Source organism: Enterococcus sp. AZ020 (genome assembly GCF_050499205.1).
Lineage (GTDB): Bacteria > Bacillota > Bacilli > Lactobacillales > Enterococcaceae > Enterococcus_L > Enterococcus_L dunnyi.
Window position 1 is genome coordinate 3,037,087 of record NZ_JBIPAT010000001.1, and the last position, 15,017, is coordinate 3,052,103.

General features: G+C 35.4%; 14 protein-coding genes. 13 read left to right on the forward strand and 1 reads right to left on the reverse strand.

Annotation, left to right across the window (positions count from 1 at the left end):
* Positions 1-16 precede the first annotated feature (16 nt).
* From IGI58_RS14650 to IGI58_RS14660, 3 genes are all read left to right on the forward strand, one after another.
* Positions 17-406 (forward strand): phage holin family protein, encoded by a 390-nt coding sequence (locus IGI58_RS14650; RefSeq protein WP_429952810.1) that lies wholly within the window; start codon positions 17-19, stop codon positions 404-406.
* A complete protein-coding gene (locus IGI58_RS14655) occupies positions 403-1,197 on the forward strand; it encodes a peptidoglycan recognition protein family protein (RefSeq protein ID WP_429952809.1) in 795 nt (264 codons plus the stop codon). The genes IGI58_RS14650 and IGI58_RS14655 overlap by 4 nt, the downstream gene beginning before the upstream one ends.
* A gap of 258 nt (positions 1,198-1,455) precedes the next feature.
* Complete coding sequence (locus IGI58_RS14660) at positions 1,456-2,160, forward strand: hypothetical protein (protein WP_429952808.1); 705 nt, start codon at positions 1,456-1,458, stop codon at positions 2,158-2,160.
* A gap of 387 nt (positions 2,161-2,547) precedes the next feature.
* On the opposite strand, the gene IGI58_RS14665 is transcribed toward IGI58_RS14660, so the two are convergent.
* Positions 2,548-3,297, reverse strand: coding sequence for a TraX family protein (locus IGI58_RS14665; protein ID WP_429952807.1), 750 nt, complete (start codon positions 3,295-3,297; stop codon positions 2,548-2,550).
* Between the two features lie 604 nt (positions 3,298-3,901).
* Between IGI58_RS14665 and IGI58_RS14670 the strand changes: the two genes are divergently transcribed.
* The 10 genes from IGI58_RS14670 (at position 3,902) to lepB (ending at position 14,996) form a co-directional block, all read left to right on the forward strand.
* Complete coding sequence (locus tag IGI58_RS14670; RefSeq protein WP_429952806.1) at positions 3,902-5,017, forward strand: tyrosine-type recombinase/integrase; 1,116 nt, start codon at positions 3,902-3,904, stop codon at positions 5,015-5,017.
* Positions 5,018-5,366: 349 nt separating this feature from the next.
* Positions 5,367-6,089: a response regulator transcription factor gene (locus tag IGI58_RS14675; protein ID WP_429952805.1), complete on the forward strand. Its 723-nt coding sequence runs from the start codon at positions 5,367-5,369 to the stop codon at positions 6,087-6,089.
* Positions 6,090-6,343: 254 nt separating this feature from the next.
* Positions 6,344-7,687 (forward strand): pectate lyase-like adhesive domain-containing protein, encoded by a 1,344-nt coding sequence (locus IGI58_RS14680; protein WP_429952804.1) that lies wholly within the window; start codon positions 6,344-6,346, stop codon positions 7,685-7,687.
* Positions 7,688-7,743: 56 nt separating this feature from the next.
* Positions 7,744-10,200, forward strand: coding sequence for a hypothetical protein (locus IGI58_RS14685; protein ID WP_429952803.1), 2,457 nt, complete (start codon positions 7,744-7,746; stop codon positions 10,198-10,200).
* A gap of 22 nt (positions 10,201-10,222) precedes the next feature.
* On the forward strand, positions 10,223-10,570 hold the full coding sequence (locus tag IGI58_RS14690) for an LPXTG cell wall anchor domain-containing protein (protein ID WP_429952802.1): 348 nt from the start codon (positions 10,223-10,225) through the stop codon (positions 10,568-10,570).
* Complete coding sequence (locus IGI58_RS14695) at positions 10,567-11,367, forward strand: WxL domain-containing protein (protein WP_429952801.1); 801 nt, start codon at positions 10,567-10,569, stop codon at positions 11,365-11,367. The genes IGI58_RS14690 and IGI58_RS14695 overlap by 4 nt, the downstream gene beginning before the upstream one ends.
* A 29-nt stretch (positions 11,368-11,396) precedes the next feature.
* Positions 11,397-12,197 carry a WxL domain-containing protein gene (locus tag IGI58_RS14700; protein WP_087639720.1) on the forward strand — a complete coding sequence of 267 codons (801 nt, stop codon included), beginning with the start codon at positions 11,397-11,399 and terminating at the stop codon, positions 12,195-12,197.
* A 269-nt stretch (positions 12,198-12,466) separates the two neighbouring features.
* Positions 12,467-13,540, forward strand: a complete 1,074-nt coding sequence (locus IGI58_RS14705; RefSeq protein ID WP_429952800.1) for a DUF916 and DUF3324 domain-containing protein — start codon at positions 12,467-12,469, stop codon at positions 13,538-13,540.
* A 21-nt stretch (positions 13,541-13,561) separates the two neighbouring features.
* Positions 13,562-14,230, forward strand: a complete 669-nt coding sequence (locus IGI58_RS14710) for a hypothetical protein (RefSeq protein ID WP_087639722.1) — start codon at positions 13,562-13,564, stop codon at positions 14,228-14,230.
* 10 nt (positions 14,231-14,240) lie between these two features.
* Positions 14,241-14,996, forward strand: coding sequence for a signal peptidase I (gene lepB / locus IGI58_RS14715; RefSeq protein ID WP_429952799.1), 756 nt, complete (start codon positions 14,241-14,243; stop codon positions 14,994-14,996).
* The last annotated feature ends 21 nt before the right edge of the window (positions 14,997-15,017 follow it).

Below are 15,017 nucleotides of genomic sequence, written 5' to 3' on the forward strand. Positions count from 1 at the left end.
AGAAAAGGTGGTAATTATGGAAATGTTTGAATATTTGGAGCGATTTTTAGTAGATGCGGATCATAAAGCGATTTATGTTTTAGCATTAATTTGTGTAGCAATGGTGATTGATTTTTTAAGTGGCACTTTAGCAGCCAAAATCAATCCTGACATTGAGTTTAAAAGTAAAGTAGGAATCAATGGAATTTTAAGGAAAATTGCAAGTATGGTTCTGTTAATGTTTTTTATTCCTTTTGCCCCGTTAATCCCGGGAGGTGTCGGCGTAGGTTTAATTTATGTATTGTATCTAGGCTATCTAATGATGGAGCTTAAATCAATCTTAGAGAACTACAAAAAAATGGGAATCGTGACAGAACTTTTTGAGGATTTTTTGAAAAATATTAATACTAAGGATGATGAAGAATGAATATTGAACGCCAAATGAGAGCAACGCCACAAGTAGGCAATGCGCCTTATAGACAAATCCATCCGCATAGTACTGGCAATACGAATTCTACCGCACAAAATGAAGCAGACTATATGAACCGAAAAGACTTGAACGGTGGTTATTACACTCATGTGGTCGGTAACGGACGTATTATCCAAACAGCAGAAGTGGGACGCGGTGCCTATGATGTCGGTGGCGGATGGAATTATGAAACCTATGCTGCTGTGGAATTGATCCAAAGTCATGCAACGAGAGCAGAGTTTGAACGAGATTATCGTTTATATGTGGATCTGCTTAGACAGTTAGCTAAAGAAGCAGGCATTCCACTAACTTTAGACACTAAGGATCTGGCAGGGATTAAAACTCATATGTTTTGCACCTATAACCAACCAAATAACAGCAGTGATCATATTGATCCATACCCATATTTAAACCAATGGGGAATTACTGTAGATCAGTTTGAACGAGATTTAGCGCATGGATTTGGAAATTCAAATAACAACACAAACAGCAATACAGAAACACCAAATAAACCAACAACAGGAAAGGATGATGATATTATGTTTAAATTTATCAAAGTGTTAAAAAATGGAACAAAAGAAATTTGGTTAGTCTTCGGAAACAAGCGTATGCACTTAGGACCAAAACAATTGGCAGATGCAAATTTATTGCTGACTCGCACAGGACATTCAACAAAAGAAGAGCAGTATAGCCATGATAATTATGCACTGAAAATGATTGAGAAATTTACGGATGTTGTAAAATTCTAATTAACCAAGCCTATCTCTTAACTGAGGTAGGCTTATTTTTTTGTTTCGTCCTCTAGTGGGGGAATATTACTTCCCCTTAAAAGGGCGGCTGAAAAATCCGCTACACCATCAACAATTGAATAGCCGTAGCCAAAAATGGCAACGTGCAAGCTATATGAAAGTAAAGCCAACCAGATTGACCTTGCTTTTTTTATAGAAAATAATTTAATATAGCATTTTTTTCTTACTCTTGGTATGATTGAATAAAAAGGAGTAAATATGAATAATAAGAAGATTATAGGTGAATGGATTGATAAGATGAATGATTATCAGAACAAAAAAGTGAATTTAGATATAAGAGTGAGGATTGCAGAAAAAATAGAGGCTATGTTCAATCCTATAAAAATTTTAATTAGAAATAACTGGTTTATATTTACAATATCAACTCTTATCGCAATACCATGTTTTATTACGTCATTTTATATATTGAACAGTGTTATTGTTAACATTACTAATCTTGGAGAAATAAAATCGATATTAGCAATATCAGGAGTGTTGCTGGTTATACCATTGTTTTGTTTATATGTATATTTTGTTTATAAATTGAGTATAAAAAAACGTCCAGCATTTACAGTCGTTTTGATTTTAGGCATCATTGGACTTTTTATGCTAAATGTAATAGGTGGGATAGACTTGATTAAAACTATAGAGGCCAAGAAGGAAGCTCCGAGCGATTTATTTTTAAAGACATTTTTAATAGATACTTACACAATTTCTTTTATGATTACAAAATTGACATGCTTATTGTTTAATAAAATTATTGATAAAATAAAAAAAGTAGGGAATTGGATAGTTGATGATGCTCAGGATAATAACGATATTTTAAAAGCAAAATTATCTTTCATTAACAAGATTATTACTGGATTCATTGCAATTGTTGCTTCAATACTTGGCTTATTATTAACTCTAAATAAAATATTCTAGTAGTATGAGTTATTTTTTTATGGTATATGAAAAGGGGCAAAAAAGGGGCACAACTTCCAAATAAGTGTAAACTAGCACATTTTCTTTCTAATGAAAAAAGAGTGGTACACCTTTATTTTACGGGATTTTACACCTGTTTGAACTAGCCGGAATTGTAGTTGACTGATGGGCGGCATGATGTAATAAAAAATCAAAGAAGAAATGTTAGGGCAAAAGCGTTTGGCTAATGTGATCGAAGCGTGTTAGCTGCTTTTGTCTTGATGTTTATTCGAAATTAGAGCCCGAAACAAAACTGATGTTTAGTTTTGTTTCGGGCTCTTTGAATTTATGTAAATAGTAGAAAGTGAGGTAGCTACTTTAAAACAGCCATCTGGTCTACTTATTTTTCTAGAACATATTTAGCAAATATGGAACAATGATGAACTGCTGAATTGCTGTCAAAAGCAATAAATGAACAGGATAGAACCAATAAAAAAAATACTTCATTTGTTTTCCGCGCTGCCCATTATAAAAATAAATCAAAGGAAAAGCCATCAGGCCAAATAAACTGTTTTGTAAAATCACAGCCCCGCCAAATACACATTTCAGTAAGTTATGATTCCTAAAAATATACAATACCACGATCAATAAAACACCGATCCAACCACCATAATCCGTATGCAGCCATTCTGCTGAAAAAATTCCACATAAGATAAACACACTTGAGATAAGATAATTTTTGATCGAGCGACCTTGATACCTCTTTAGACCAGTAATAACGAGTAGACCTATCAATAAGGTAAAAAAGACATTCTGATTTTGCCAATCAAACCATTGTTTAGAAAAAGCAAGATCATAAGGAATTTCAGAAAGAAGGGTAAACAGAAATAAGCGTAAACTGTAACGTGAAAGGTTTGATGTATGGATAAATCCTTGAACCAGCAAAAAGCAAAACAAAGGAAAAGCTAATCTGCCGATCGTAATAAAAATAGGAAATAATGTTTTGGTGACTTCTGCTATAACAGAACTGTCTGTTGCATAAGGGACAGACAATGCAGCGTTCTGCTGAAATGAAATGATTTTTGCTGTATGATCCAGCAACATTGAAATGATCGCCAGCCACTTTAATTGACTGCCTGTAAAAAATTTAGATGCCAACAATCTGCCTCCCTGTCATAGTAAGTAAAGATACACTATTTTACCACAAATTATATAGAAGAGAGCATAGTTTTTCATGTTCGATTACCTTTTTGAAGGGAAGATAGACTGTTTTAGTTAGAGAGAAGAATAAGTGTAGGAATCGGAGAGAATATTTCAAATTCTATGATTTTTTATACAAAAAAAGAAATAATATTTTTTATAAAAAGGATGAAATTTCTAGTTATATTGATATAATAATGATATATATGTATTAGATAATTTTTTTCTTGTATGTATCAGGTATAAGAAAATATAAAACAGGTTAATCAATAAATCACAAGTCAACTTCAACTACTAATTCATTCTATCTCAAAAAAGATGAGCAGTCTATATGAAAAAGATCATTTTTCTATCATGTTTTTATGAGAATTGAGAAAAAAATGAGAAAAGATTTAAACAAATCGGTGTTAAAAATTAAAAAAACGAAGGTTTAGATGGTTATTGTTTTATTTTTATTGAAATTAATTTACTCATACTTATGATCTTATCAAAAAAGAAATAGGTATATATTTTTAAGCCGTCAAATAAGCCGTCAATTTTTTTTTCGGAGAGGGTGTCGCAAGTGAGTAGAAAAGGTGAAAATATATATAAAAGGAAGGATGGTAGATGGGAAGGTAGATACATCAAAGCAAGAAACGAACATGGCAAAATCATATATGGCTATATCTACGGAAAAAAATATTCTTGTGTTAAAAAAAGGCTTGCTGAGTTGAAAGTTCAATATTCTTTCACGCATAATAATCTCAGTTTATATAAAGGAAGCGTTGAAGATTGGCTAAATCATTGGCTGAATGTTGTGATGAAGAAGAGAATAAAGCAGTCTACCTATATAAGTTATCGGCTAAGGATCGATAAATATATTATTCCTGCTTTGGGAAATCGTGCATTAACACAGCTAAAAAGTCGTGAAATAGAGGAATTCGTTAATTATCTGATTCAATTGGAATTATCATCTTCAACGATCCATTCAATAGTAACTGTTTTAAAAAGTGCATTGGGGAGAGCGTATATTGAGAATTGTATTTTAGTAAATCCTTGTAAAAATCTTTCATTATCTTCTACATCGACGAATGAAATATCTGCACTAAGTTTGGCCGATCAAGAGAAGATAGAAGCTATCGCTTTAAGAGAGAAAGGATGTTCTGCTGTCATATTAGCGCTATATACAGGATTGAGAATTGGTGAAATAAGCGGACTTAAATGGGACGATATTGATTTTGAGAAGAACATCATACACATTAGAAGAACACTGTATAGGATCCCAAGTGTGACAAACAAGAAAAAGACTGAGGTTATCTTGGCAGAACCCAAAACAAAAAGTTCTAAGCGTCTGATTCCTTTGGCAGATAATTTGAAAAGCTACCTATTAAATAAGAAAAAGGAACGAACCTCCGAATATGTTATTTCTTGCAAAGATAGCTACGCTGAACCTCGAGTGATTAGTTATCGTTTTCGAAAAACTGTTGAAGAAGCTGGAATCAAACCGATTCATTTCCATGTTTTAAGACACACATTTGCAACAAGGTGTGTAGAACGCGGTATCGATATCGCCACTTTAAGTAAGCTTTTAGGTCATGCTTCGATAAAATTGACCTTAGATACCTACACAGATTCGCTTTGGGAAAACAGAAGAGCAGCTGTTTCTATATTGGATAAGCAATTACAGGAACTACTTTAAAAAGAAGCTAACAAAACATCGCTTGTTTTGTTAGCTTCTTTTTTTGTTTGCCAGACATTTTTTAGCCGTCATAAAGTGGTCAACTGATTTTTTGAAGTGTGTAGCAACAAGAGCTGACCGTCCTTTTTCTTATACCTGATACATTCAAGAAATTAATTTAAGCCAAATATCTATTATAAAATCAAAATTTGCCGTCGATATAAATTCATTCGACCACTGATGAATTTACTTATCGTTATTATAATCGCAAATCAATTTTTTCTAAACTTTAAGGCTTCAAATTTAAAAGAAATATTGTTTAAAGGAAAAAAAAGTAAAACAACAAATGATGGTGAGGAGGCTTCGAGAAATGTACACAATCGGATACATTTCATTAAATGGTAAGTTAAGTGAAAAGTATAAAAAAATCCTTAATATGTTTCAATGCGATATTCAATTAATAGAAAAAGAAACGATTGATCAGTTACTTCTGGGGAAAGCTGAGTCAATTAAGCAAGTAGATACATTAATTATCGAGGATATTGATTTTTCCAGTATCAATTGGATTTGCGGATTGATTATGGACATACGAAGACAATCAGATTTACCATTGTGGATTCTTACATCTGTGGATGAGTCTAATAAAACAAATCGTATCGTTTATCTTCAATTAGGAGCTGATGGGATCATTGATTACAACAATGATTTAGATGAATCAATATTAACTGTAAAGAACTTAATAAAACGTTTTAAAGAACCTCAGGCACAATTGAGCATGTCAAAAAATTCTTTGGTTCGAGATGTAAAGGATTTTCAATTAAATCCACAAAATCTGAGTGTTTGTTTAGAAGATGGCAAAGAAGTAAATCTAACGAAATTAGAATTTCTTACGATTGAATATTTACATAAACATGCACGTAAAACAATGACATATGAGGAAATCTACAAAAACGTTTGGAATGATACCTATGGAAATAGAAAATATCGGGTTTCGAATTTAGTTTTTCATTTAAGAAAAAAAATCGAGCACGATATTGAAAAACCGCAGTATATCAAAACAATTCGTTCTAAAGGATATATGTTATACGTCTAAAGAATTGAATAGCAGTTTATCTAATTAGTAATGGGACTGGGAATCGGCAATGATACATCCTAGTGTGATAAAACCAATCATTTGATTTTAGTTAGAAATAGGAGGTAGAGACATGCATATTATGATTTCAGTCAATAGGATAATTTGCGAAACTGGTTAGAAGCAAGCGGGAAAAGAAGTGGATGCTCGTTACTTCTGGAAAGGAGGGAGCAAAAAAAGGTTTCGTCAAAAGCATATTTTAGGAGGAGAAAGATTTGAAAAAAACACAAGTATTGAAAAAAAGTTTGTTTGCTTTAGCAGCAACAGCGACCCTAGGAGCAGTGGTAGTAACTGTACCAACACCAATTTCAGGTAGCCCAGTAGTAGCATACGCAGCAGAAGAAACAGCAGAAGTTTCAACTATTGAACAATTTGAAGCGGCCTTAAAAAACCCTTCAGTTACAGTAATCAATGTAAATGCAAGTATCCAATTCAAGAAAAACATCACAGATATCCCAAACCGTGATCTAACGATCAATGGTAATGCAGATCAAGGTGTTGTAATCAATTCAGCACACAACTCTATCTATGGTAAACAAAACAAGAAAGGCACAAACCTTGTAACGATCACAAATGCAAACATCGTTGGTGCCGACAGTGACGGTCGTTTCTTTACAGGTGGTTCTGGTAACGGACCTTCAAGCTATGGATGGGACGTACTAGCGAAAGATGTCACTTATACTGGTGCTCGTTTTGTTCACCTTAGTGAAGGTAAATTAACATTTGACGGAACAAACAATATCACGACTCGTGCAGAAAATGCTTGGGTTCACGATTTAGAATTTAAAGCAGGTTCTACGTATAACGGAATTGCAGCGAACAAAGATCACGGACAATTCTCAGCGTTTTACTTTAATGGTGCGTTGATCAACGGAAAAGCAACTGGTGAAGCAATCATCGGTGACAATGCAAACGTAAATGTAAAAATTGGACCTCAAAGCAAAGTTAATTACTACTATCCAGTATTTTACGATAAAGTACAAAAAGTTGATGTAGGTACAGGCGCAACATTTGATGTTGATGCTGCAGGAGTTGCTTTCCAATTTATTCCTCGTGCTGATTATGTAAATAAAGTACCAACATTGAACTTAGCTTCAAGAAGTAAAGTGAAATTCAATGGTCGTGGTGGCGGAAACTATTCAGCAATGAAACTACAATACTATGGAACTGAAGTAAATGTAGATCGCGGTGCTGAATTAGTTGTGACTGGTGACAGCACAAAATCAGTAATCGAAAGTGAATATAAGGGTGCAGTAATCAATTTAAATGCCCCTAAAAACTTTGAAGTAGCAAACAAACGTGCGAATTCAAAACTATTCTATTCAACTAATACAACAATCAATGGTACAAATATTAGCCGTATCTCAACTTGGGGTCAACTAGGTGGAGATTATGCAACACCTGCTACAGAAACATTCAGAGGTGGAAAAGAATTTGCTGTGAACTTCGGTAAGATCTGCAATAGCAAAACATTGTCAGTTACAGGTACTTTGACTGGAGATCAAGAATTTAAACTTGAAAACTACGGTAAGCTTTCTCTAGTTGGTGGAAGTATCTAATCGATTACCTTTAGTAATGTGATTCTTATTTAATTTTTGAAGAAAGGAGGAAAATAATGAAGAAACATATCAAAGTTTTTCTCTTTCTAGGACTAGGGCTAATTGCCCTAGTTTCTGGTTGGTTTCAATTTTATGTTTCTAATGGAAATAAAATTGTTGCAGCACCTTTACCAGGCTATTCAGATATTAAAACAGCCAATGGGATTAATTTAGTCGGTAAGAGTGGTTCTAATACAGAAATTTCTGGAGATTATGGTTTCATGTTCAAATTAACTGATAATGTCACCTATGAACCGATTGGAAACCCAATAATCAATGATGGTTTTTCTGGAAGCAAGACCAAGGTTTACCAATTTAATCCAACAAATCCGAGTACAGAAAAAGGTGCTTGGGTTAGAAATGCTGGATTATATAATGGTCGCAGTGTGGATATGAAGTTTGTCATCGATGAAATGGCCTTTGCGCAAAAAAAAGATGGTACATATCCTTCATTCCGCTTTTTTGCAGTAGATGCGGCTGATCGAAATAGTATGGTTAATGTACCAATCGACACTGCTTGGGGAAGCTACTTCTTAATGGTCGGATCGGGTTTATATAGTCATGAAGAAGATTTTATGTTAGGTGATAAAGTTCGTTATCATTATGAATTTTACTATAACGATAACAAAGAATCGCTCAATTTAAAAGGTTCATGGAACTTTAGTAATGTGAATGTGAACAAAAAAGTTGCACTCCCATTTTCTTCAACTGATTTTAGTAGTATGTATGTTACAGATGATTCAAAGATCGGTTATAAGCTTGAAAATAATATTTTTGAAATGACCAGTGATGATTTAGAAGTAGATCAACCATTTACTCGATTAACTGATTTGTTCGAAAAAAAGACGTATGAAATGAGTATGGAATATCAAGGATATGATTATGATGATCCAGATCCATGGCCAGGTCAAATGGCTGTTTTGTATTCTACTGAGTCTCTAGCTCGTATTGCACCAGCAACACCAATCGTATATGGAGAGAGAAACAGTGCTGTCCATACTGATCCAGATTATAAGACATTGAAGTACTCTATTCTTCAAGGAATTGCTGATAACTCCAAAGAAAATAGAAACACTAAATTCAGACTTGAGACAGAAGTTCCGGAGTTTTATGATATTCAATCTATTGAAATTTATGAATACGGTACGACAATCAAAAAGACGAATCTTTTTGATATCACTTTTGATGGTACAGCGAAGTCAAAGGCTATCTTGACAGCAAAAGATTCTACATCTAACGATTTCAATGGTAGTTTATTTGATATCAAAGTGATAGCTGTCCCAAATGACAAATTCAATTTTGATGGCTCTGCGACGTCACCATACGGATACGTTAATGCTGCTAATCAAAGTGATAAGGACAATGGTTACATGGTCTTTGAACAGGCCGGTCCTAAGACAGTTGCTTACTATAGCTATATTAATGCCTTTTTAAATATTGATAATAAGGCGTTAGAATCAGTGCCTGTAAAAAATGTCAATGAAGTTGGTTCGCAAGCAAAAGTATTATATGAAGGTATACCAAATGCAGAAGCCAAATCACCAATTCAAATTCCACTAAATACGAATTTTGAAACGGACTATCCATTTAATGCAAATCCTTTACCGACAGAAACTGAGAATTATTTCTTGAAAAATATTTCTGTGGATACGGATAACTTAATCGATAAACCAGTGAAAGTGACCTATAGTCAAAATCATACGTTGCCCGACACATCTGTATTAGGAGACAAGACGTTGTGGCTGACACTAACGACGGCCAAAAATGTTACAAAGGACATTGAAGTGAAAATCACGATTGTACCTGTTACAACTGAATTAAGAGTTAAGTACAAAATCAACGGAAGTTATATGACCGATAAATATCCTGATTATGTTGATACGACTCAAATGATTGGAGATCCAATCAATTTGAAAAACATCAAATCAGTTACGGATACTATTCAGGCTATTAAAGATGCAGGTTACGAACAAACCAACGCACCAGTCGAGGAATTTGTACTTTCAGCAAGTGGCAATACAGTAGAGTATGAATTTGAAGGCCGACTATTTTTATCTTCAACACCAACGAAGCTCAACTTTGGGATCGAAGAAGTCAGCTATAAGCCAATTCGTGTAAACGAAGCTACACTTGACAAAGCATTGATCATCACGGATACAAGAGCCAGCAAACAAAAGTGGACACTTCAAGCTAAAGTAACACAAGAATTTACTTTAACGGATACGGATGGATCAAAAAAAGTCATTCCTAACATTTTGAGATACAACGATGGGACGGAGAATGAAAAGAGTTTCTTGTTGGATACTGCACAGGATCTATTGACAGATACTCATACGACAAGTAATGAGTTTGATGTAAGTGGAACCTGGAATCCGAAAGGCAAAGGCTTCAAATTAGATGTGCCTGCGGATACAGTGAAGAAATTAGGTAAATATCAAGCAACGATCGAATTTACAGTTGGAGAGACCCCGTAAAAATTAAAGGAGAGACATGCACATGACAGTAAAAAAAATACGAGCAACTATTGTTCTACTTTCCCTTGTTTTTATAGGTAGTTTCTTCATGCTGAAACCAACACTGGTATATGGAGCAGAGGCTTCTGTCAAAACGAACGGAGAAATTGTTTTCACAGAAGAAAGTACTCCTCCAACATCAGAAACAAGTGAGACAACATCGTCTAGTGAAGAACCAACAAAAAAACCGGCAGGAAAATATCCTTCTACAGGAGAATTGATTCAAAAAAGCCTATCGGTTAGCGGAATTGCTGTTCTTATTTTTGCACTAGGTTTTTATCTAGTGAAAAGAAAACGAGAATCTACCAGAAAGGAAGGGTCTGATCAATGAAAAGAATAAGCTTACTGATGACTGCTTTTCTTGGTACTGTTCTCTTTTTTTCAGCTCAAATGGAACAAGCTCACGCAGAAGCTTCACGCAAAAGCGGAGCAGAAATCGATTTGAGTCAATTTAAGGAAGAAGATTCTATTATTCGTGATCCTGAAAATCCTGATATAGAGGTCGATCCAGGCGAAACACCGCAAACGGATGGTGATTTACGAATCGATTTTGTTCCAAAGCTAAATTTCAGCACAGTAAAAATAAGTAAAGAAGCAGCTGTCTATCCGATCAATGCACAACTGTTTCACGGTGAGACTGGAGCGAGAGGAAATTTTATTCAAGTTTCAGATTATCGTGACAATCACTCAGGTTGGACATTACAGGTAAGACAAGAGGAACAATTTAAGCATGCAACGAAGGTCGGAGCTGAGCTAAAGGGAGCAGTGATTTCTTTTGACCAAGCTTGGACGAATTCGACTACAGATGCATCTTTATCACCATCAGTTTCCAAAGAAGTCATTCGTATGAGTAATATTGGAGACACGTATAACCTTGCACAAGCAAAGGACGAAAAAGGTTCTGGAACTTGGAGCATCATATTTGGCGCATCAGCAGAAAATAAAAATGGGCGTCAAAATTCATTGGAACTGAGAAAGGATTTTTCAGGCAATACGATTGAAGATCCAATCTTTAAAAAGCCTGTGTATAGTAATCAAGCGATTACACTAACTGTACCTAAGGAAACAGAAAAAGAAGCGGGCGCTTACTCAACGGTGTTAACTTGGATATTAGCCGAGTTACCATAAATATACACAAAAACTAGGAGGAAATACAAATGAAATTAACACACAAATTAGCTGGTACAGCTTTACTAGCAGCATTGGCAGTAGCAGCAGCAGGACCGGCAACTAAAGCGGCAGATCCAAACAAACCAGGTGTTGGCGAAGGAGAAATCGAATTTACAAGTAAATCGTATGAAACATATGATACTTCTGGTGTTGTACCACCTAACACATCTAGCCAATCAACAAGAGATACTGATAGTACTGCATTGTTGGATGGAGAATTTTTAGTACAAGGTATGTCTAAGTTAGTCTTCAATTCACAAGCTGCAACAACTGGTGCAGTAACTTCTTGGGCGAAACCAACAACAGCTAACCCATCTACAGCAGCTGACCACGTGCCATCACGTGCTAACTGGGTTCAATTCAAAGATGACCGTCAAACAGACGATCACACATATGAATTGACTGCAAAAATTACTAGAAACTTCCAATTCAACGATACTGCAAAAGGTAAAGTAAGAAACATCAATGGTGCTGAAATCACTTACGGCAACCCAATTTTAGTTGCTGATGCAGAAAACGAAGCTTTAAAACCAAGTTCTACAGGAATTAAAACAGCTGTAGTAAACGAATCAACACCTGCTGCTGTATTTACAAATACAGATGGTAAAGAAGCTAACGGTTCTAAAGGTCGCGGACGTTATGCTGTTTACTTTGGTGATATCGAAGATCCAGCTAAAAAAGCAGAAGAATCTGTTAAATTAGAAATCCCTGCGAACCAAGCACAAGAAATCATGAATGGTAAATATGTAGCTGAAATCACTTGGACACTTTCAGAAACACCATTATAATTCGAGATCAACCATTCGAATAATTATTTAGGCTGGGACAGAAGCAGCACACTCTAAGAATCACTTTCGATGATTCAGCTGATCACGGTCAGTTAGTCATCGGAATATATGGGAGTTGCTTCTGCTCCCGCCATTTATTTAATAAGCCTATTCGTTTAGAGAAGTAACAATAATTAGGAAGTATTTGTATCTAATTTTAACTATAGAAGTTGAGCATTTTTAGTCTTGGCTTATTGTAGTGATAGGACGAGAAAGGACAATCAAATCAAATGAAAAAAAGAATCAGCTTATACCTAATAATAGGATTATACATAGTATCGTTGTTTGGCTTTGCCCTGCCTGCACATGCTGAAAAGCAGTTTGCCTATGAATCGATCATGCCGGAAAATCAACAAGGAGATGTGCAATACTTCAATTTACGGATGAATCCAGGTCAAAAACAAACCGTTCAAATCATGCTCACAAACCGGGCAGAGGAAGAACAGACGATCACGATTGGATTGAATGGCGCTAAAACAAACTCAAATGGTGTTTTAGAATATGGTCCATCGTCAATAAAAAATGATGCTTCACTAAAATATGATTTCAAAGACATTGTAAAAGGTCCGACAGAAGTAACACTGGGACCTAAAGAAACTGCACCTTTGAATTTAGACATAACAATGCCGGAAGTCAGTTATGATGGTAAAATCGTTGGCGGAATTTATATGAAGTCAAAACCAAGCAAAAAAGAGGAAGAAGAGAAGAAAAAAGCGACGGGCGTGATCAACGAGTATGCCTTTGTAGTAGGTATGGTCTTGCAAGAAACGGATACAGCGATTACACCAGAATTAAAGCTGAATAGTGTTTCCGCTGGTCTATCAAATTACCGCAATAGTATTTTTGCCAATTTTTCGAATATCTCTGCAGATTTTGTCAGCGGAATGACTGTTGAAATGGAAGTGACGAAGAAAGGTTCAGAAGCGGTTCTTTATGATACAAAACGCGCAGATATGCGTATGGCTCCAAACTCACTGATCGATTTTCCATTGGAAATGAATGGTGATCAGATGGAACCAGGCGATTATAAAGCTCATATTCTAGTAACAAGCGGAGACAAAAAATGGACGTGGGATAAAGAGTTTAAAATCACAAAAGAAGATGCAGACAAATACAATGCGCAAGATGTGACACTGATCCAAGAACGAGGGATCAACTGGAAGCTGATTGCAATGATCGCAGGCGGTGTATTTATAGCCTTCTTGGCAATTTTCTTCACTGTTAGAGCGATGAATAATAAGAAAAAAACAAAAAAGAAGGGTAGTAAAAGCGGAGCAAAAAAGAAAAGAAAGAAGAGCAGCTAAATAAGAAGGGGGATCAGTAATATGGTTCTGTTAGATTGGTTTTTTATGGGGTTGCTTTCTTTAGCTATGCTTTGCTTTATGTTTGTGTTATTTTGCTTATTTTACTTCTTTGCAACGAAAAAGGAACTAAAAAAAGGCCAGTGGAGAAGGCGACCAAAAAATAAGGTGAAACGAAAAAGGTGGGTACGTGAAAGACGGCTGCTTGTTAGTCGTCAAAAACGTTACTTTAGAAATTCATTGATTTTCTTAGTTGTCATGCTTCTTTCAGCTGGATCTGCTGCATATGCTAGATACTATCAATTGACGAACTTAACGTCAGATGATGCCAAAGTAGTTGTTCAAGGGTATTTATTGACAGAAGATTTAGAAAAAAAGCTTACAACCATCAAAGAAGGCGGCAGTATCGATAAAGTCTATCCTCAGTTTCAAGAAGTAAGTTCATTATTGGTTACCTATGGCAATCGACCGGTTTCGGTGGGACTATCAGAGGAAGGCTCCAAGCTATTGACTCGTTATTATGTTTCGATGAAAGATGTTGGAATGAACTTATCGACTTTGACACAAGAACAATTAGCAAACAAAGAAATACTCGAAAGTTACCTGAAAGATATAAGTAAGATCAAAGAACGACAAAAAGCTGTTTTTACTTACTTTAAAGTCAATGAGTCAGCACTGAAACAGAAAAACTAGGAGACTCAACATGGAACAAAAGGCTAAAGTTAAAAACCATAAAAGACGTAAAAAGATAAGAGAGCAGACTGCCAAAAAAAAGAACGTAAAAAGCCGAAAGTCGCAACAAACAACAGCTAAGACAACGGTGACCTCTGCAGCAAAAAAGAAGCATTCTTCATCCAGAACAATAGATAGAAAAAAAGGAAAACGAAAAAAAACGAGTCAAAAAAGAAAAAGAAGTGAGCAAAGACACCAAATATACAAAGAAATTGGTATCAGCTTTTTCCTGTTGATGAGTCTTTTTTTTCTATTACAGTGGCTTTTCTTTAGCTTGCCGACAGTCAATGGTTATGGGATGACTGCTACATTGAACGATGGTGATCGACTTTTTGTAAGGAAGCACGCACAGATCAAGCGGTTTGATTTGATCTATTTTAAAAATCCCGTGAACGATCAGTTGATGATCAGGCGGGTCATTGGTCTACCAGGAGAAGAGATTACTTATGAAGAGGATCAATTGATGATCGATCAAAAGTTCGTTGTCGAACGATTTTTAGTGAACGAACAAAATGAAGCAAAAGCAGAGGAGCGCTTATTAACTGAAAATTTTTCTTTAGCTTCCTTGACAGGGTCTAGGGCTTTACCGAAGGGCAGCTATTTTGTATTGGGCGATAATCGTCATTACGCAGCGGATAGTCGTCAGTTTGGCTGGATCGATGAAGAAAACATTATTGGTGTTGTGAAAACAAGGCTGTTGCCGCTGCACAACATGACACAATTTTAATCGGGCAATGGGAGGAACAAC